General features: G+C 71.1%; 14 protein-coding genes. 5 read left to right on the top strand and 9 right to left on the bottom strand.

Features of this window, described 5'->3' with window-relative positions; genetic code table 11:
• Positions 1 to 35 precede the first annotated feature (35 nt).
• Positions 36 to 1,292, bottom strand: a complete 1,257-nt coding sequence (locus POF43_RS12170; RefSeq protein ID WP_271322491.1) for a DUF3500 domain-containing protein — start codon at positions 1,290 to 1,292, stop codon at positions 36 to 38.
• Positions 1,293 to 1,818: 526 nt separating this feature from the next.
• Positions 1,819 to 2,466: an NAD(P)-dependent oxidoreductase gene (locus POF43_RS12165; protein ID WP_271322490.1), complete on the bottom strand. Its 648-nt coding sequence runs from the start codon at positions 2,464 to 2,466 to the stop codon at positions 1,819 to 1,821.
• An 88-nt stretch (positions 2,467 to 2,554) separates the two neighbouring features.
• Between POF43_RS12165 and POF43_RS12160 the strand changes: the two genes are divergently transcribed.
• The 3 genes from POF43_RS12160 (at position 2,555) to POF43_RS12150 (ending at position 5,476) form a co-directional block, all read left to right on the top strand.
• A complete protein-coding gene (locus POF43_RS12160) occupies positions 2,555 to 2,980 on the top strand; it encodes a winged helix-turn-helix transcriptional regulator (RefSeq protein ID WP_271322489.1) in 426 nt (141 codons plus the stop codon).
• Positions 2,981 to 3,480: 500 nt separating this feature from the next.
• Positions 3,481 to 4,803: an MFS transporter gene (locus tag POF43_RS12155; protein WP_282704550.1), complete on the top strand. Its 1,323-nt coding sequence runs from the start codon at positions 3,481 to 3,483 to the stop codon at positions 4,801 to 4,803.
• Between the two features lie 79 nt (positions 4,804 to 4,882).
• Positions 4,883 to 5,476, top strand: coding sequence for a TetR/AcrR family transcriptional regulator (locus POF43_RS12150; protein WP_271313168.1), 594 nt, complete (start codon positions 4,883 to 4,885; stop codon positions 5,474 to 5,476).
• Positions 5,477 to 5,934: 458 nt separating this feature from the next.
• On the opposite strand, the gene POF43_RS12145 is transcribed toward POF43_RS12150, so the two are convergent.
• The 3 genes from POF43_RS12145 to POF43_RS12135 all read right to left on the bottom strand — a co-directional run bounded on the left by POF43_RS12145 (position 5,935) and on the right by POF43_RS12135 (position 12,369).
• Positions 5,935 to 6,309, bottom strand: coding sequence for a hypothetical protein (locus POF43_RS12145; protein ID WP_271313169.1), 375 nt, complete (start codon positions 6,307 to 6,309; stop codon positions 5,935 to 5,937).
• Between the two features lie 344 nt (positions 6,310 to 6,653).
• On the bottom strand, positions 6,654 to 7,580 hold the full coding sequence (locus tag POF43_RS12140) for an NmrA family NAD(P)-binding protein (RefSeq protein WP_271322487.1): 927 nt from the start codon (positions 7,578 to 7,580) through the stop codon (positions 6,654 to 6,656).
• Between the two features lie 574 nt (positions 7,581 to 8,154).
• On the bottom strand, positions 8,155 to 12,369 hold the full coding sequence (locus POF43_RS12135) for a GH92 family glycosyl hydrolase (protein ID WP_271322486.1): 4,215 nt from the start codon (positions 12,367 to 12,369) through the stop codon (positions 8,155 to 8,157).
• A gap of 773 nt (positions 12,370 to 13,142) precedes the next feature.
• Between POF43_RS12135 and POF43_RS12130 the strand changes: the two genes are divergently transcribed.
• Positions 13,143 to 13,853 carry a GNAT family N-acetyltransferase gene (locus POF43_RS12130; RefSeq protein ID WP_271322485.1) on the top strand — a complete coding sequence of 237 codons (711 nt, stop codon included), beginning with the start codon at positions 13,143 to 13,145 and terminating at the stop codon, positions 13,851 to 13,853.
• Between the two features lie 330 nt (positions 13,854 to 14,183).
• Here the strand turns inward: POF43_RS12130 and POF43_RS12125 are convergent, their stop codons facing one another.
• The 4 genes from POF43_RS12125 to POF43_RS12110 all read right to left on the bottom strand — a co-directional run bounded on the left by POF43_RS12125 (position 14,184) and on the right by POF43_RS12110 (position 17,824).
• Positions 14,184 to 15,020 carry a WD40 repeat domain-containing protein gene (locus tag POF43_RS12125; protein ID WP_271322484.1) on the bottom strand — a complete coding sequence of 279 codons (837 nt, stop codon included), beginning with the start codon at positions 15,018 to 15,020 and terminating at the stop codon, positions 14,184 to 14,186.
• 556 nt (positions 15,021 to 15,576) lie between these two features.
• Positions 15,577 to 15,846, bottom strand: coding sequence for a hypothetical protein (locus POF43_RS12120; protein WP_271322483.1), 270 nt, complete (start codon positions 15,844 to 15,846; stop codon positions 15,577 to 15,579).
• Positions 15,847 to 15,860: 14 nt separating this feature from the next.
• A complete protein-coding gene (locus POF43_RS12115) occupies positions 15,861 to 16,184 on the bottom strand; it encodes a hypothetical protein (RefSeq protein ID WP_271313175.1) in 324 nt (107 codons plus the stop codon).
• A gap of 758 nt (positions 16,185 to 16,942) precedes the next feature.
• Positions 16,943 to 17,824 carry an SDR family oxidoreductase gene (locus POF43_RS12110; protein WP_271322482.1) on the bottom strand — a complete coding sequence of 294 codons (882 nt, stop codon included), beginning with the start codon at positions 17,822 to 17,824 and terminating at the stop codon, positions 16,943 to 16,945.
• A gap of 167 nt (positions 17,825 to 17,991) precedes the next feature.
• Between POF43_RS12110 and POF43_RS12105 the strand changes: the two genes are divergently transcribed.
• Positions 17,992 to 18,597: a TetR/AcrR family transcriptional regulator gene (locus POF43_RS12105; protein ID WP_271322481.1), complete on the top strand. Its 606-nt coding sequence runs from the start codon at positions 17,992 to 17,994 to the stop codon at positions 18,595 to 18,597.
• The last annotated feature ends 407 nt before the right edge of the window (positions 18,598 to 19,004 follow it).

Raw genomic sequence — 19,004 nt, 5'->3', positions numbered from 1 at the left:
GCCGCTCGGCACGGTCCGGGGCGGGCACGTGGTGGTCAGCGTCCGGTACGTTGCTGTGGATGGTGGCGGGTCAGGTGCCGGCGCAGCAGGTCGCGTCCGTAGTCGCCGCCGTTGGGGGTGCGCACGATGGTGTGGACGTGGAACGGTTCGGGCTGGTCGTTGTCGAGGAAGACGCCTTGGTGGCAGTCGTATTCGATCAGGACGACGGGGCTGTGGATGCGGTAGTAGAAGGCGTCGTCGTCGCCGCTCCCGCCGATCCAGGCGATGTGCGTGTCGCCGAGGTGCCGCTCGACGCGTTCCATGAACGCGGCGGCGGGACCGTCCGGGAGTCGCCGCGCGTAGGTGTTCACCAAGCGGAGCAGCGACTCCCATTGCCGGTGGGAGAGTTCGCCGGCCGGCAGTCCCGCGTAGGGGATGACGCGGTTGTCCTGGGCGGCGCCGCCCAGGTGCCTGCCGTTGACCGGGTCGGCGAGTTCGGCGGGCAGGTCCGGTGTCCGGATCGACGTGTGGAGAACGGCTCGACGTGCCTGTTCGGGGCGCAGGCCGCGCCGCAGGTCGAGTCCGGCCGTCCGCTGCTCGTCGAACAGGCGCAGGCCCTTGTGGGTACCGCGGTCGGCCACGGTGGGCTCGGCGCCGATGAAGGTCGGGGTGAGGACCATCTGGCGGCCGACCACGAAGCAGTGCACGTCGAGGTGGTGGCCCCACAGTTGCCATCCCCACGGCTGCGTTGTCGAGGGGGTGCCGAACAGGGCGATGGAGTAACGGTATTCGGTGAGGGTGTCGCGGTACTGGCCGATCAGCTCGCCGAGCGCGGCGTTGAGTTTCATCGCCGTCCGAGCGTCGCAGAAGCCGGTGGCGGACAAGGACGCCTCGAGGATCGCGAGCGCGCGCTCGCGCTGCGCGGGTTCGAGGTCCTCCAGGGACAGGCCGTGCGGATCCCAGTTCGGGAAGGCGTTGATCCACATACGCCATTCGTCCGCGTCCACGGCGAACAGGACGTCTTCGCGCTGCGTGGGAGTGAGGCAGTCGAGGAAGGCGGTCGCCGCCCTGCTCGCGGGTCCGGGATTCCAGCCGGTGTCCTCGATGGCGAACAGGTCGGGTACGACGTGCCCGTCCGTCGTGATGCCGACCAGCGGCTCCTTCGCCCTCGCCAGTACGGGCGGGAACGCCTCCCGCACCACCTCCCGGAGATGTGGGGGCAGGGCCGCGAGATCCACCCGGGCGTCCTGGATCGGCAGCCCGAGGACGGGTCCGAACCCCCGGTAGTGCGTCGTTTCATCTTCAGCATCCATGACGGAACGTGCCTTCCTTGCATTGGTGCGCCAGTCGGTCGGGCCCTGGCGCGGGCAGCGACGGCTGTGGTGAGGGCGGCGGCGACCGGGGTTGTCGGCCGTCCGATCAGGCGGGTGCGGTCGCCGCCGCCGGTGCGGGGGCCCCGCCGGTGCGGTCGCCGCCGGCGCGGTCGCCGCCGCGTCGAATGCCCTGGCCGGCGTCGACGAGCAGGCGCGCGACGGGTCGGGGAGGCCCGTTCGGCGAGGGCTCGGACTCAGGCGAGGACGGGGCGGGGATGCGGATGCGGACGTTCCTGCACCGCGCGTCAGCTCCGGGGTACCCGCAGCGGTGGACGGGTTCCGGGGCGCTTCGTCCCGCGCGGCCTGCGGTGCCCCGGTGAGCGCGGTTTCGCCCTGCTCGCCGGGCGCCGGGAACCACTCGAACACGTCACGATCAGTCCAGCAGGCCCCTCCCGATCGCCCGGGCCGCCCGCGTCATCACACGCTTGGAGCGCCGGACAGCGAAGGGAATCCCGCTGGGACCACCTCAGTGGCCGAGGTTGACCTGTGCCCTGTGGTGGTCGCCCTTCTCGACCAGGTCGACGAACCCGAGGGCGTAGTCCGCGGCGGAGATCGCCCCGCCGTCCTCGGGCTGGACCGCGACGTCGTCGCCGAGTCGGTAGCGGCCGAGTCGTTCGCCGGGCATACGTGCGCCGAACCGGAGCGCCGGGCTCACGAAGACCCAGTCGAGCGTCGCGGGCGTGGCCGGGAGGTCCTCGATGATGAGCGCCGCGCCGGCCCGGATCTCGTCGTGGAGCTCCGCGGGGATGTGGCTGAGGTCGGTGACGAAACGATCCGCCCCGGGGGCGGGACGCAGCGACGAGTAGCCGCCGACGACGTACAGCGGGACGCCTGCGGCATCGGCCAGCCGTGCGATGGTCCGATAGACGTCGCGGAAGGTGTCGGCCAGCGGGCCGCGCGGGGCGAGCGCGCCCACGACGACGTCCGCGCCCCCGATGGCTGCCGACAGCGTGGCTTCGTCCGTGGCGTCGCCTTGGACATGGGCCACGTTCGGGATGGGCGCCTCGGGGAGCGAGCGGCTCAGGGCGGTGACCCGGTGGCCCCGGGCAGCGGCCTCCAGGGCGATGGCCGAGCCGGCGTAACCGGTGCCGCCGATGACGGTGATGCGGGACATGGGGTGCCTTTCCACGGGACGGATGGCGCCGAACGGCGCGATGCGATTACCGTATGAGCGCTGCTCTCCAACGGGAAGAAGGCACTTTGTGGTAACCACTCAGGCCGAGTCGAGCGGGGCGGTGCTCCGCGGCAGCCCCTACCGCGCGGACTGCCCGACACGCCGCATCCTGGATCGCATCGGGGACCGTTGGACGGTGCTCATCGTGGGCGTCCTCTGGGACGGCACCGCCCGCTTCTCGGAGTTGCGCCGACGCGTCGAGGGCATCTCGCAGAAGATGCTCACCCAGACTCTCCGCGGGCTCGAACGCGACGGGCTCGTGCACCGCACCGTCCACCCCGAAGTCCCGGTCCGCGTCGAGTACACGCTCACCGAGGCGGGCCGCACCCTGCGCGAGCCGCTGCGCGCGCTGGAGGAATGGTCCATCGCGCACCTCGGCGACGTGTCAGCCTCACAGGACGCCTACGACCGCGCGGATCAACCTCCCCCCGACTCCACGGATCGCGACAAGTAGCGCAGGCGCCTCCCCGGCCCGGAACGGTTCGGTGAGCACCGCCGCGGTATCAGCGGGTCTCGCGCCCGGCTCCGCACCGCCTGCCCGCTCCCGGCCGCGGCGGACGTACGACGCTCGCGGATACGACCGAGGAAGGAGCGAAGACGCCCCCGGCCGCCCAGGGGCGCCCTTCCGCATTCGTCGCGCCGGTACGCGGCAGCTCAGCCATGGCGGCCCGCACCGGTCGCAATCGTCCGCACGAGCCTGATCATCGACTCCCCAGGGTCAGGCCACAGGCGGTCAGTGAGCGCAGGACGGGCTGTCCTGTGGAGTCGTCGTGCCGGAGCGCGGTGGTCGGCGCGAGGATGCGCCGGCCTCAAGGGTCCGAAGCCCGCCGTGAGCCCGCGAGCCCGCCCCGAGCGGCGCTCACCCCATCCCGCTTGACCTGAGTAGACCTGTCTGTCTATTCTGATTTCCCGATTAGACAGACCGGTCTACTCATCCTTCGAACGGGAATGGTCATGACGAATCTCTCGGTCGTCCCGGGGTCCACACCGGCGCGCACCCCTGATGCGGCGCCCTCCGACGCCGCATCCACTTCCGGGTCCGACGTCGCCGCGGCACCCGTGCGTGGCCGACGGCTGCCGCCGAACGTGGCGCTGTACGTACTCGCCTCGATCACCATCTCGTTCCTGGCGTCCTCCAGCGCGCCGACCCCGCTCTACGCGGTCTACCAGGCCGAATGGGGCTTCGACCCGATCACCACCACCGTGGTCTTCGGGGTCTACGCGGTGGCCGTGCTGTTCGGGCTGCTCACCTTGGGCAAGCTCTCCGACCACGTCGGCAGGCGGCCGGTGCTGCTGGCCGCGCTGGCGGTGCAGGCCACCTCGATGATCGTGTTCGCCACCGCCGACGGCGTGCCGGGGCTGATGGTCGGCCGAATCGTCCAGGGACTGGCGACCGGCGCCGCGCTCGGCGCGATCGGGGCGGGGATGATGGACATCGACCGGCCGCGCGGCACCATCACCAACGCGGTCGTCCCGGGCATCGGCACGGCGAGCGGCGCGCTGGTCTCCGGCCTCGTCGTCCAGTTCCTGCCCGCCCCCACGCGTCTGGTCTACCTCGGGCTGCTGGCGGTCTTCGTCCTCCAGGCCGTCGCCGTCGCGCTGCTGGCGGAGACGGTGACACGCAAGCCGGGGGCGCTGGCCAGCCTGGCGCCGGAGATCAAGCTGCCGCGCGCCGTACGCCGACCGATGCTGGTGGCCGCGCCGGTGCTGTTCGCCGTCTGGGCGCTGGCCGGGCTGTACGGGTCGCTCGGCCCGTCCCTCGCACGGCAGTTGACCGGTTCGAGTTCCGAAGTCATCGGCGGGCTGATCCTGTTCGTACTCGCCGGGGTGGCCGCCGTCTCGGTGCTGATCCTGCGGAAGGCGGCGACCCGGACGGTGATGCTCACCGGCATCCTCGCGCTGATCGCCGGGGTGACCCTCACCCTCGTCTCGATCCGCGACTCCTCCCCCACCGGCTTCTTCGTCGGCACCGCCATCGCGGGCGTCGGCTTCGGCAGCGGGTTCCAGGGCGGCATCCGCACGGTGATGCCGCTGGCCCGGCCGCACGAGAGTTCCGGGGTGCTGTCGCTGCTCTTCGTCGTCTCCTACCTGGGCATGGGAGTACCCACCGTGATCGCCGGGTTCCTCGTCGTCCACGCGGGCGGACTGACCACCACCGCGCAGGAGTACGGCGTCGCCTTGATCGTTCTCGCGGCGTTCGCGCTGCTCGGGCTGCTGCGCGGCGGCCGGGACCGGGCGGCGGTCCTGCCGGGCGAGCAGGTCGACGGCAACGTCTGAGGGCGCTCCGGCGGGGACTCGGCCGGAGGAGCGCGACCGGGGCATAATGTAGACAGATCTGTCCAAAGGAGTGGCCGTCATGGCGAGTGTCCGGAGCGCAGCGAAGCCGTCGGCGCGTGAGCGCCTGCTCGCCGCCGCGAACGAGCTGTTCTACGCCGAGGGCGTGCAGAGCGTCGGGATCGACCGCGTCATCGAGCACGCGGGCGTGGCCAAGGCGTCGCTGTACAACACCTTCGGCGGCAAGGAGCAGCTCGTCCGGGCGTACCTCGACATCCGGCAGGCGGGCACCGCCGACCGGATCACCCGGGCCGTCGCAGAGCGCGACACGCCCCGCGAGCAGATGCTGGCGGTCTTCGAGTCCCAGGGGCGGCAGTTCGACCGGCCCGACTTCCACGGCTGCGCCTTCATCCGCACCGGCGCCGAGGCCAACCCCGGCGGGCTGGTCCAGGAAGCGGCGGACGCCTTCCGCGGCTGGATGCGCGAACTCTTCACCCGCCTCGCCGCCGAGGCCGGCGCCGCCGACCCCGGCACCCTGGGCCACCAGCTCCAGCTCCTCTACGACGGCGCCGGCATCTCCGCCCTGATGGACCACGACTCCACGGCGGCCGCGGCCTCCCACGCCGCGGCGGCCGCCCTGATCGCGGCGGCGACGGGCGCGTCCGCCGAGGCATGAGCGGCGCTCGGCACGTACGCGGGGCGGGACCGCGAGCGTGAACCACGCGGCGCGCGGGGGTTGCTGACGCGGCGCCGGTAGAGCGGCGGCCGGGACTGACGCACCGGGCAGCCGGCTCCGGCCGGGCCCGTTCCGTGGACGGTACGCCGCAGCCCGCTCGGCCGATGTCCGTCCACTGGTCTACCGACGCGGCACCACCGGGTCGCGTCCGGCGGATCTGGGCGAGCCACTGAACGTCAAGGCGGGGCAGGGGCAGGGGCACGGGACAGCACGGCCAAGCACCGCACGCCGTCGCCATCAAGGGTCCCTGTCTGACCCCCAACAGCCCCGGCCGAGCCCGGACCGCGCCCTGTCGGCCCGACGGTCCGACGGGCCGGTGCCGCCGCGGTGCGACAGGGGCGCGACAGGTGCGGCGACGGACGCGGTGTGACCGGCACGGCGGCAAGGGCGCCGGACGATCAGGGGCTGTAGGTGCAGCCGCCGGCGTTGATTTTGGTGCCGGAGACGGCGACGGTCTGGCAGGTGGCGACCTCGTTGTCGAGGGTGAGCGGCAGGTACTGCGGGGGCTGGCCGGGGCGCAGGATCGTGACCACGATGGTGACCTGGCTGATGCTGAAGGTGTAGGGACCACCGTTGTCCACCCACCCGGGACACGCCGTGGTGGAGGTGGTCATCGCGGTGGAGCGGTTGTCGGCCGAGCCGACGGCGGCCTCCTGGGCGGACGAGCAGCTGACGGCCGTCGCGGCGCTCGCGGCGGGTGCGGCGAGCACGGTGACGCCTGCGGCGAGGCCCAGGGCGATGGCGGCAGCGGCGGCGCGGCGTGAGCGTCTCATGGTCTTGACTCCCTGGTCGTGCGGGAGGCGCTGGTCGGCCTCCGTCGCCGACCAGTCTTGCGGCGCGGGCGTTCCGGCGGCCAGGGGTCCAAGGTCAACTGCCGCCGGAGTGCCCATCGCTGTTCCGGTTGCTGTTCCGGTGCGGTCTTCGGCCCGCGGCGGCACGGAGACGGGCGCGGGTCGTGGTCACCGTCCGGGTGCGACGCCTGGTCTGCCCGGTCCCGGGCTGTCGCCGGCAGACCTTCCGGGGCAGTGCGGCACGAGCAATCCAGCGATCCGCACTGTCCCCGCTGCCCGGAGCGGCTCCCGAAGCAGTGCCTGTGCCGCGATTCCTCAGGGGGTGGTCATCGCGTCCATCCGGTACGGCGCAGCCAGTCCTGGAAGGTCATCACGCCGGGGTGCAGGCGGCGTAGGAGGTTGATGTCGCGGTCGCGGGTGTAGAGGTCACGGTCGGCGAAGAACTGGAACATCGCCGCGTAGTCGTGGCCGAAGTCGGGGACGGCGGCGTTCAGTTCGTCGTGCGACATCGGGACGTAGGTGCTGGGGGTGCCCGTGACCTTGGTGAAGGCAGCGGCGATCTCGTCGCCGGTGAGGCTGTCGCCGATCACCGCGAGGTCGCGGGCGCCCCAGGACTGCCAGTTGTCGAACATGTGGCCGGCGAACCAGGCGATGTCGTCGAGGGCGACGAGCGGGTAGCGGGCGGTGCCGAGGGGGAGCTTGAAGGTCAGGCCGCCGCGGCCGTCGGGGCGGGGGGTGAGCCGGTCCCGCAGGTTCTCGAAGTACGGCGCCGTGGTCAGCACCGACACGTGGTGCGTGTACCAGCCGTCGGTGTCCTTGCGGAGCATCTCCTCCGACCGCATCAGGTGGATGTGGGCGGTGACGGCGGCTTTGCTGTCGAAGTGCGGGACGGGGTGGCCGGTCAGGGTCACCGCGCTGTCCAGCGAGGACCAGATGAAACGCTCCACGCCGGCCCGCTCCGCGGCGGCCAGCAGGCGCAGCCCTTCCCGGTACTCCCCCACGGCGCTGCCCGTGGCGAAGAAGTCCGTGTTGGCGAACACGCGGTCGGCCTGCCCCATCAGGGCCTCGAGGGCCGCCGGGTCGGAGCGGACCAGTCGCACGCGGCCGGGTGCGGTCGCGGCGAGTTCGGTGGCGTGGGCGGACTCCGGATGACGGGTGGGAACGGTGATGGTGGCGTCGGTGGTGGCCAGCAGGTGCTGGACCACGTGGCGGCCCATGGCTCCGGTGCCGCCGACGACGAGGACGTGGGTCATGGTGTTCTCCCCTGGTGTGTCAGACGTGTTCGGCCACCTGGGTGCGGGTGGCTGCCCGGACGTCGCCGGACTCACGGTGTGGTCGAAAATCCGGCCGGCCGGGGCCGCGAGGGGCGGTCGACCTCCGAGGTGAGCATGAACTGCCGGGCGCAGGACACCCGGGCCGGGGCCGCGAGCATCCGGTGCGGTAGCTCACGGTGCAGGTCGCGGCAGGCGTACGGCCCGGCCGCGGCGGTGTGGACGCCGGAGCGGTCGCTGGACGTGAGGGAGGCCGGAGGACCGTGAGCGGTGGACAGAGCTGCGGGAGGCCGTGGTCGGCGGTTCGGCGGTTCGGCGGTGGTCGGCCTCGCCGAGCGGGTCGGCCGGGTGCCTCGAACCGGTGGCACGCGGGCTCGTCCACCCCGTCGGGCGAACGCCGGTGACGCGGCGAAGGGCGCCGGCGCGGCGGCGGATGCTGGTCCGCCCGGCATCGGCACCGGGCAGCGCGGGCACCGCGTGCGGTCCTGCCGGCCGGACACGACAGGAGCCCGCCCGCCGACAGGATCGCCGGCGGGCGGGCTCGGTGGCTGACGGGTCAGCCGGTGGTCAGGGCGAAGACGTGCATGGCGCTGTTCGCGACCGTGGCGCTGACGTCCGGGAAGGTGACCGAGGCCACCGTCCTGGTCGGGTCGATCGGAACGGTGGTGGCGTACACGTACATCGTGATCGCCTGGGACCCGGCGCCGCTCGCGTTGCGGTAGCTCATCGTGGCGACCGCCGTCTCGTCCGGCCCCGCGCTTCCGGCCCAGTCACTGGAGGACACGGTCCGGGTCGTCGACGTGCCGTCGGTGTAGGTGACGGTGACCGGTCCGGACGTCGAGCCGTTCGAGGACGACTCCAGCAGGCCGAGCTTGCTCGCCCCGGCCGTTCCGTTGACCAGGATCGTCTGTCCGGCGGCCAGGATGTCGTCGTTCTTGCACGAGGCGGCCTTGGGCCAGGTGTACGTGAGCCCGTCGCTGGTGACCGTGCCGCCGGGTGTCAGACCGGCCGCCGACAGGGCCTGCGCCGAGTAGCTGTACCCGAGGCCGTCGAAGTCAGCGCACGACGTGTCGCTGTCGTCGGTGATGCCGACGTTGTCGTAGTAGTCGGCCGGGTCGGCGGTCGGCGTGATCTGCAGTTCGGGACTGTCGGAGACGTCACCGGAGTTGTCGACCACGCCGACCGAGGCGGGGGTACCCGCCCAGACCTGGAACTTGTTGTCCGTCCCGCTGGGGGTCGGCACGGTGAAGGTGACGGCCGTGTCGCTCCAACTGTCGACGGTGAACGTCGCCGTGTTGCCCGGCGAGCCCCAGCTCGTCCCGTTGTCGCTGAAGGCCACGTAGCCGTTGCCCTGCGAGGAGCCGAAGCCGGAACCGTGGATCGTCACCTGCTCGCCGGCCTTGGCGCTGCCGGTGCTGAGCGAGGTGGCGACCGGGCCGGTCGCCGCGGTGGTGGAGGTGCCGACGGAGAAGATGTGCTCCTGTCCGCCGCCCGTGCCGCTCGGCAGGGTGACGCCGGTGAGCGTCTTGGCGGAGTCGACCGGCAGCGCCGTGTAGAAGATGTCGGTGGCCACCGACTGCTGGCCGCCCGTGCACGAAGGGCAGTTGCGGTAGGTCGTCGTGGCCGCGACCTTGTTGCCGTACGACGGCTTGCTGCTGCCGGCGTTCAGCGTCCAGTCGCTGAGCCCCAGGTAGTAGGTGGCGGTGCTGCCGTCGGAGTAGTGCAGCGTGGCGGGTCCGGACACCGGGCCGCCGGTCGCGGAGCCGAGGAACGCCAGCCTCTGCGTTCCGGCCGGCGCGTTCAGCGTGAGCGTCTGCCCGTCGGGGACGGTGTTGTCCGGGAGTCCGCCGGCCGGCAGCGGCCAGGTGAAGGTCACCCCGTCCACCGTGACGTCCTTCCCGGCGGTGAACCCGTCCGCGGCCAGGGCGGCCGCGGAGTAGCTGTCGCCGTCGCCGTCGATGTCCGCGGCGGCCTCGTCGCTGCTGTCCGAGATGCCCACGCTGTCGAACGTCGACAACAGGCTGCCGGGAGCGGCGACCAGGACGGTCTGGTTCAGCTTCTGCGTGGCGCCGGTGCTCTTCGTGGTCAAGGTGACGGGCGCGCTGTAGAAGTTCTGCGTGGTGTCCGCGCCCGCCGAGACCGTCAGCTTCGTGGTGGCCGTGGCGTGCGGCGGGACCTCGATCGTGGCCGAACCCGGCGTGATCGTGACCCCGGCCGGCGCCGCGATGCTCATCGCGACCTTCTGCGGCTTGTCGGTGGCGTTGTCGGCCCCGACCGTGATCGTGCCGGACTTGCCCGGCGCGACCATCGCGGTCTGGTCGGTCAGGTAGCCCACCGTGGCCGTGGTGCCGGCGGTGTCGGACGGCGGGGCGTCGTGCCGCGAGGTGCCCCAGCTGGTCGGCTTCGCGCTCAGCGTCCAGTCGAGGTTCGCGCCCTTGCTCAGCTTGGTGTAGCTGGTGGCCAGCTTCTGGTCCGGCACGCCGTTGATCCGCAGCGACTTGGCGTAGTACTCGGTGTTGGCGCCCGGCGCGTTGATGGTGATCGTCCTGCCGTTGGGCAGGGAGACCTGCTCGTGCGCGAACCCGGGCGTGCTCAGCAGCAGGGTGTCGCTGCCCGGGTTCTCCGGGTAGAGGCCGAGCTGCTGCCAGATGTCGGTGGCGCTCATCGCGCCGAGGTCGTCGTTGTTGGCCAGGCCGCTGGGACCGGGCTGGTAGACGGTGGTCTCGATGGTGTGGATGGCCGTCTGCGCCGCGGCCGGGTCGCCGGCGTAGTAGGGCGCGTACTGCTCACCGAGGTCGAACTCGTTGGCGATCTCGGCGTAGACGCCGCTCGCGTTCGGCTGGGAGAGGTACTTCTCCAGCGCGGGCACGACCTTGGAGGGGCCGCCGAGCAGGTTGAACAGGGTCGGGTAGTCGTTGGGCACCTCCCACAGGTACTCGTAGGCGTCGCCCTCGACGTAGTCCGGCTCGTTGTCCTGCTGGGTGGTCTCGGTGATGCCCGGCTCGAACTGGCCGTTCGCGTAACGCGCGTTCAGCAGGCCGTTGTTCGGGTCGAAGGTGTTCTCCCAGTTGTTGGCGCGCGCCTTGAGCATGGCGGCGTCGCTGTTGTCGCCGAGCGACTTCGCGAAGTCGGACAGCGCGAAGTCCGCGATGTCGTCCTCCAGTTGGGTGGCGATGACACCGTGCGCGTTGCAGCAGCCGTAGGACCCGTCCTCGGGCAGGTAGCCGTACTTCTGCTCAAGGGCCTCGCCGGGCCGCGCGTCGTTGACGGTGGTGGCTTCCTTGACCATGTCGGCCAGCGCCTGCTTGGTGTCGAACCCGTGGGCGCCGAAGGCGTAGTAGTCGGAGAGGATCGCGTCCTCGGGGTCGCCGACCATCACGTAGTTGTTGTCCTGGAGGTAGCCCCACTGCTGGAAGAGGCTGTCCTCCGCGTAGTAGTTGACCTGCGACTGCGCCTGGTCGGAGGCGGCCGACGGGTCGAGCATCGCCTGGAGTTGGGCGGTGGTGTGGTAGATGTCCCACCCGGAGTACATGCCGTACTGGTTCTTCTGCCCCGCGGCCAGCGAGTGCACCTTGTCGTCGGAGCCCATGAACTGGCCGTTGACGTCGCTGGTGACGTTGGGGTCGATGAAGTCCTTGTACAGCATGCTGTAGAACTGCTGGGTCTTGGCGTAGGTGTCGCCCGAGACCTTGATCCTGCCGAGCAGTCCGTTCCAGGTCCTGCGGGCCGCGGCCTCGACCGTCGCGAAGTTCCAACCGGCGTTGTCGGTCTGCCAGTTGAGCCGGGCGTTGGCGGCGCTCACGTAGGAGATGCCGACCTTGGCCTGTACGACCGGGTTCGACGTGATGTCGAAGCCGACGTAGACGGCGGACGGGCTGGTCTTGCCGGAGGCCGTGATCACCTGGGACGAGGCGAACGGCTGGTCGAACTTGATGTCGAAGTAGACCGTGTACAGCTGGGACTGTCCGTCGTTCTCCGACTCGCCGCAGAAGTCGCCGGTGGTGACCGAGCCGGTGACCTCGTCGTTCCCGACGACCTGCGCGGTGTCGGCGGTGACGGTCGTCTGGCTGTCCTGGAGCTTGATGTCGAAGCCCGCGTCACTGCCCTTGGGGAAGGTGAACCGGCCCATCGAGCTGTGCTCGGCCGCGGTGAACTCCGAAGTGACCGGGTGGTCCGACCCGTTGCTCTGCGCGGAGTAGTAACCCGCCTGTGCCGTCTCGCCGGTGTGGCTGAAGGCGGTGGTCACGCTGTTCGGGTCGCTCCCGGAGGGGAGGGCCGAGGTGACGGGCAGGATCGGCACGTCGCCCGCGGCACCGCAGCCCGGCCCGGAAACGTGGTCGAGGCTGTATCCGGTGAGCGAGGTGTCGGTGTAGCTGTAACCGCCGCCCGCGTTGCGGTCGGGCAGTGTGTCGGGGGACCACTGCACCATCCCGTAGGGCACTTCGGCGCCCGGGAAGGTGTTGCCGCCGCCGGTGGTCCAGGTGCGGGTGTCCACCAGGGACGCCAGGTCCGTGACGGGCCGGTCCAGGGTGCCGGTGTTCCTGGCGCCGGCCGGGAGCGCGGCCTTGGCGACGGGCTTCTGGCAGTCGGCGAGATGGCCGGTGCCGGTCACCGTGCAGGTGCCGCCCGGCTTTCCGGCGGCCGGTGCCTTCCCCGCGGTGCGGGAAGCGCCGGCGGAGGCGCTCGGGCTCGGCGACGCACTGGCGCCGGGGTTGGGGGATGCGCTGACGCTCGGGCTCACCGGGCTCGCCTGGGCGAATCCGGTGAGCATGAGGGTACTTGCCGCAGTCAGCACGGTCAGGGCCGGCCAGCGGCCGATCCCCTGCCGTTGTCTCCGCTTCACCGATGGGCTCCTCGACAGATCCGGCGTCACCATCACGACGCGGTGCCGAGGACGTCCGGAGGCGCCCCTGTTCACCAGGTGGATGACAACGATGTCAGAATTTTTATGGTCATCGTGGCCCGTTGTCACATGTCCGTCAAGACTTGGGACGCGTCGAGTTTCGTCAACAACGCCTCTTGCCCCTGGCCGAGTCGGCGTTCCGGAACGGGAACGGCTTCCGCCGCCGATCCCGACCCGTCCCGCGCGCAGCGGCAGACCGGCGCCGGGCGAAGACGCCCCGGGGCGGCACCGCCGCGTTGCCGCCGGTCGGGGCGGGGACGGTCGGCGGGCCGGACGGAGCGGCATGGGCGCTGCCTGGCAGCGGTGGCGGGGTCGGCGGCGCGTCAGCCCGGGGCCTCGCCCAGGGCCGGACACCTGGGCCGCCTGGTCACGCGGGCGGTCGCGCAGGGAAAGACGTACGGCGCCCCGGCGGCGCGACGGGCCGAGGGCGTTCGGACTCCCGGAGACCGTACGCGTCGGCGAAGACCCGCAGTCGTACCGCCTCCGGATATACGGGCAGCTGGACGAACCCGCGACCGGCGCGGGCGACATCTCCCAGGAGGAAGTTCACGGGACAAGCTCAGGCTTTCGGCAACCCGCCCTCCCCCGTCACGCGCAGGCGTGTGGTGCTCGCTCGGAGGGCCTGGGGAAAGATGGCACTCATGGTGACTGTCGCGGACTGCGAACGGGTGCAGACGAATTGGTTCCGGACCCGGGCGGAGACGCTGGGCGGCAGGGTCTGGCGTGATGACGGACTGCTGTGGACGGACGGCCCGGACGGGCTGAACCTGATGTTTCCCTCGAAACTCACCGAGGCGGCAGTCCGTCGAGGTGTCGACCACGCCCGTGATCTGGGCCGCGACATCATCGGGGCATGGCTCGATGTGGACGTGGACGCGAGTGCGCTCGCGCGGGCCGGATTCACCAGAGGCTGGTCGCCGTGGTGGATGACCGCACGGCTTGCCGACGTCCCACCACCTCGTGACGACCGCGTCCGTCTTGAGTACGACAGCCTGGACTACGAGCAGTACGACCCGTGTTACCGGGACCAGTTCGCCCTCGCCCGCGCTCAACCGGACCGCTGCTGGTACGCCGCCGCGCACACCCGGAGAACGGGCCGCTTCGCCGGCCGCGCCTGGTCGTTCCGCGACGAACAGCTCGCCGGCGTCTTCGACATGGCGGTCTGGCCGCGCTTCCGGCGCCACGGCCTGGGAACCGCCCTTCTGACCACCGTGTGCACCGCGGCCCGACAGCGGGGCGCGACCGACGCCGTCCTCAACGCGACACCCCAGGGGAAGCTGCTCTACAGCACCTGCGGCTTCACCCAGATCGGCGAAGGCATCACCTGGTGGCACCACATGGACGGCTCCTGAGCTCGTTCTTTGTCCAGCGGGATCTGCCGGGGCTGCCGATGGTCCGGGGAGTCTCGGGGCGTTGACGGTCCGCTCCGCCTCCGCGGTGCCGAGGCGAAGCGTGGAGCGGCGGGGGAGCCTCGCCGAACGCCTCCGAGACGCCTTTCCCGTGCTCGGGACCGATGCCGGGCGGACCGCAACTCGTCGTCGTCACGCAGTCGTTGACGCACTCCGCGGAACGGGGAGAGCACGCGGAACCCGTCCTCGGCCTACCGCCCCGGCGTCCGGACCGGCCTGACCGCCCGCGCCTCCCCGGCCTCCCCGCACCTCCCGTACGGCAGTCGCAGCATGTCAGGAGCAGCGCAGGCTCGCGCAGATGGTCGAGCTGATCGCCTGCGCGTCGGGCAGGTCGACGCTCCACACGTCGGCGCGGCCGTCGTCGGTGCCCGCGGCAAGGGTCGTGCCGTGAGGGCCGAACGCCACCGCGCTCACGTACGCGCTGTCCACCGCGAGGCTGTCGCGCAGTTCTCCCGACGCCACGTCCAGCAACTGCACGTCGCCGCTCAGGACACCGCTCGCGTCGGCTCCGTCGGCGACGGCCACGGCGAGGGTCCTCCCGTCGGGACTGAACGTCATCGCGCTCATGTATCCGCCCTCGGCCACCAGGGTCTTCCGCAGCCTTCCGGAAGCCGTGTCCCACAGCAGGACGTCGCCCTGGCTGTCGCCGGTGGCGAGGGTCGTGCCGTCCGGGCTGAACGCGATCGCGCTCACGCTTCCGGCGCCCACCGTGAACGAGACACGCGTCGCCCCCGACGCCACACTCCACAGGCGGACGTCACCGTCACCGTCACCGGCGGCGACGGTTTCGCCGTCCGGGCTGAACGCCAGTGTGTCCACGCTCCCGGAGCCCAGCTTGAGCGCGGCACGCGACGTCCCCGACCCCGTTTTCCACAGACGGACCTGACCATCGCTCGCACCGGCGGCGACGGTTTTCCCGTCCGGGCTGAACGTCATGGCGCTCACGTCGTGGGCGCCCACCGCGAGCGAGGAACGCCGTGCCCCCGACCGCGCGTCCCACAAGCGGGCGCTTCCCCGGCCACTGGCGCCGATGCCCACTCCGCCATCGGTGATGTTGGCGGTGGTGGTCGCCAGCGTCCCGCCGTCCTGGCCGAACGCCACGGAGCTCACGTATCCGGCGCCCGCCGCGAACGTCGTGCGGAGTCTCCCGTTGCCGGTGTCCCACAGGCGTATGGCGCCCGTGACGGCGGAGGGGCTCGTACGTCAGGTTAGGGGTCGCGCCGGGAGAGCGGCAACGGGACGCATTGGCACGGCCGTTGCGCGCCCGTTGCCAGGGCGGGTCCGGAACGACACCGGGGCGGGGTCGGGGTCCGGTCGTGATCGGCCCGGCCCATGACGTAGAACACGGTCGAGCGTCCCAGCCATGCGGTGAGTCTCGCCAGCCGTTCCGCGTCGGCCGGCATGGCACTCAACCCCTCGCCGGCCGCTGGGCATGGGGTGGAGTGCGCTGGGAGCCCTTCGGGTGTCGATCCCACGTCGTGGCTCCTCGACCAGATCGGCACCGGGCACGGATGTCTTCTGCGGCTCCGCATCCATTCCCGGCCACGAGTACGGCCGTCCTGGCCGTACTCGTGTGCGCGACTTCAGACATCGACAGGTGCGCCCGGCCTACCGGATGAAACAGCGTGAACTCCGGGGTTTTGGAGCCCTGAGGTCTCCCGTGAGCTCACTGGACGCTGTAGTAGTTGCGCCAGGCATCGACCAACAACTGCCGGACGGCCTGCGGTGCTGCCCTTGCTGCCGCGTTGAACGTTCCTGTGACCCCGTAGTAGTAATACCGGCGGTCGTTGGTGGCCATGTGGTCGTCACCAGGGCTGTCCACATGGCGGCTCATGTGCAGCTGCGCGAAAGCAGCGACCCCGGTGCACACGTAGTAGACCCAGTCGCCGGTGAGGTTCTCCATCGCTCCGGTGATCTTCCAGTCCGACATGGTCATCTTCAGCCCCCAGGTCAGCGCTCTTTGATGGTGATATCGCCCGTGTCACTGACGGTCATGCTGTAGTCCTGCGGGCTGTGGTGGATCTGGGCCAGCACGAACTCGCCGGAGCCGTCGTCCCACTCGGCCTTGACCTTCCAGTCGTCGTCCCAGAGGATGCACCGGCCCCGGCCCGTCTGAACGCTCAGCGGCCGTTCCTTGTGCTGAGAGATCCAGGCGTAGACGTCCCCGTCATAGGACCTGGGTTTGACGGACCGGCTGTCACCCGCGTGCTCCTGGTTGACGAACGACACGTAGGAATTGGACTGGTTGTCGCATCCCCTGATTCCTGTGGTCACTTCGGGTCTCCTCTCGACAAGATTTCCGTGCGCATGCATGAGACTGCGGCGGAATCCCGCTCGCAAATCGACTGTCGCACCCGAAATGCCCCCGACCAAGTGATCAGATTTTACTCCACCCCATATGGTGAAATCCGCTGCCGAATCCGAGAGTACGGCTCTTCTTCGACGAGCGTGATCATGTCGCGAGGCCGTCCGGCTTCGTCCCGAGGGGCATCACATCTCCGACGCCGGCGCACGTGCTTTCCCTGAGCAACATCCCGTGCATTCACCTGACGCCCCCTCCGTTCTCGGGTCCACGGCCGGGGATTGCGTTGCTTTTGGGGAGCTGAACAACGTTGCGGCGCGCGTCGCACGTCGTGGCCAAGGACCGGGCGACGGCGCTGCGCGAGGCCGGCGTCACGTCCGGTGCCCTGGACGCCGGCCGCCTCACCGGCCGCGCAGACCAGCGTGCCGTCGCCCCCTTCGAAGGGGTCCGTCTTCAAGACGGTCGGCATGGGCCGTGAAGACCTGACCGGACCGAAGCGGCGTACGCCGCGTGGCAACGCGATTCCTGACGGAGTCGAGGGCGAGCACCGACACGGGGGTGGCGGGGCCCCGTGCTCAACGCGTGCGGGGCAGCGGGGGCCGGCTGTCGGGTCGCGTGCCGAGATCCGCCTCCTCCTCTCCCGGCGCCGGGCAGTCACTGACACGGTGGGCGTTGAGCGTCCCGATGCTCGTGCGGTCAGGTGGTCGTCCCGCCTGCCGCCCGGCGGTGGTCAGCTGAAGTAGTGGCCCTGTTCGATGTCCTCGATGAGGCCGGGGTGGGTGGGCTTCCAGGCCAGGAGATCCTGGGTGATGGTGCTGGAGGCGGGCATGTCGGTGCTGAGCAGGCGTATGAGCATTCCGCCGAATTCTTCGGCCGGCAGGGAGCGGGCGGGCAGGTTCAGGTGGCGGCCGATGGCCTCGGCGATCTCCCGGACGGGTACGCCTTCGTCGCCGACAGCGTTCAGCACCGCGCCGGCAGGAGCCCGCTCGACGGCCAGCCGGTAGAGACGCGCGGCGTCCTTGACGTGGACGGCGGGCCAGCGGCCGGCCCCGTCGCCGAGGTAGCCGCACACGCCCTTGGCCCGGGCCGCGGCGATGAGTTGGGGGATGAAGCCGTGGCGTTCTCCCCGGCCGTGCACGGAGCGGGGCAGCATGACGAGGCTGGTGCGTACGCCCCTGTCCGCGGCCGCGAGCGCTGCCCGCATGTTGGTGATGCGGGCCGCGACGGGCCCGGCGGCGATGAGCTCGTCGCGTTCGGTGGCAACCCGGCCGGGCGTGACCAGCGTGGCACCGGAGACGACCAGGGGCTTGCCGGAGCCGGCGAGGCCGGCGGTGAACGCCTCGATGGCCGCGGCATCGGTCCGCGTCGCGGCCTCGGTCACGCTGGGCACGACGAAGGCCAGATGGATGACGCCGTCACTGTCGAGAGCCCCGGCGCGCAGCACGCCGGTGTCGTTCAGGTCGCCGCGCAGCACCTCGGCGCCCAGGTCGGCGACCGCTGTGGCGGAGGCGTCCGAGCGGGCCAGTCCGAGGACCTGGTGGCCGGCGCCGATGAGTTCGGGGACGACGGCCGAGCCGATCCAGCCGGAAGCGCCGGTGACGAAGATGCGCATGGAGATTCTCCTTGGTCGTGCCTGAGGTGCCGAAGACACACGGCACCCAGGCTGCGGCCGGAGCACTGATGCGATCCGGTCGCATCAACTCTAACACCGGCATGCGACGCCGTCGCATCACTGTTTCGCCCGGCATGCGATCCGGTCGCCTCGCCTATGCTGTGGGGATGAGCAGATGGGCGCCGGACGCGCGCGAGCGCCTGGAGACCGCGGCGCTGGACCTGTTCGCGCAGAACGGGTACGAGGAGACGACCGTCGCGCAGATCGCGGATCGCGCCGGCCTGAACCGCGCCACGTTCTTCCGGCACTTCGCCGACAAGCGGGAAGTCCTGTTCGGCGGCGAGGACAAGCTGGCCGGACTGTTCGCCGACGGCATCCGCACCGCCGCACCGGACGCCACCCCCACCGAGTGCCTTCGGGCGGCGTTCGCGGCCGCCGAGGTCGCGATGACCTCCCAGCAGCGGACCAAGGCGGCGAAGCGCGTGCTGGTCGTCGCGGCGAACAGCGAAGCGCAGGAGCGGGGACTGCTCAAGCACGCCCGCATCGCCGGGTCCATCAGCGCCGCCCTGCGCGAACGCGGCACGGACGAGCTGACGGCCCGGCTGACGGCGGAGGTGGGAATGCTCGCGTTCTCCGTCGCCGTTGAGCGCTGGATGAGGTCGGATCAGGACGAACCGTTCCCGGTGCACGCCGCAGCGGCCCTGAGCGACTTGCAGGCGCGCACCGCCGAGCTCGACTCCCCGCCCCGCCGGTCGGTCCGACCCGGGCTCTGACCCGGGTTCGGCGGAACGCGAACGACCGGCCCGCCCGCGCCCGGGCATCCTCACCGATGGCGACCTCACCGGGCCCGGGACGCCGCCGGCATCGCTCGGCGCGGCAGCCAGCGACCGCCGGCACGGCCGATGGGCCGCATGCCGTGACCGCCCATTTCCGGTACCGCGCCAACGTCAACGCCCGCCATGAAACAGGGCACCTGGGGCACGCGCCGGGCACCTCGCCGTAGCGGCCGCGCATCGGCTGCGCCGCCCTTCGGATGGGGTTCGGACCGTTCTCCACGGCGCGCCCGTGCGAGCGGCGTTCGTGCTGACGTCCCGTCGGCACCCGGTCGGCGTCCTGTCAGTGCCTGATCGAAATGCGGGGCCCTACGACCGCTCCGCCTTCACTGTCGAAACCCAGGATG

The sequence above is a fragment of the Streptantibioticus silvisoli genome, from assembly GCF_027947535.2.
Lineage (GTDB): Bacteria > Actinomycetota > Actinomycetes > Streptomycetales > Streptomycetaceae > Streptantibioticus_C > Streptantibioticus_C silvisoli.
This window is presented reverse-complemented; position numbering and strand designations above follow the sequence as displayed.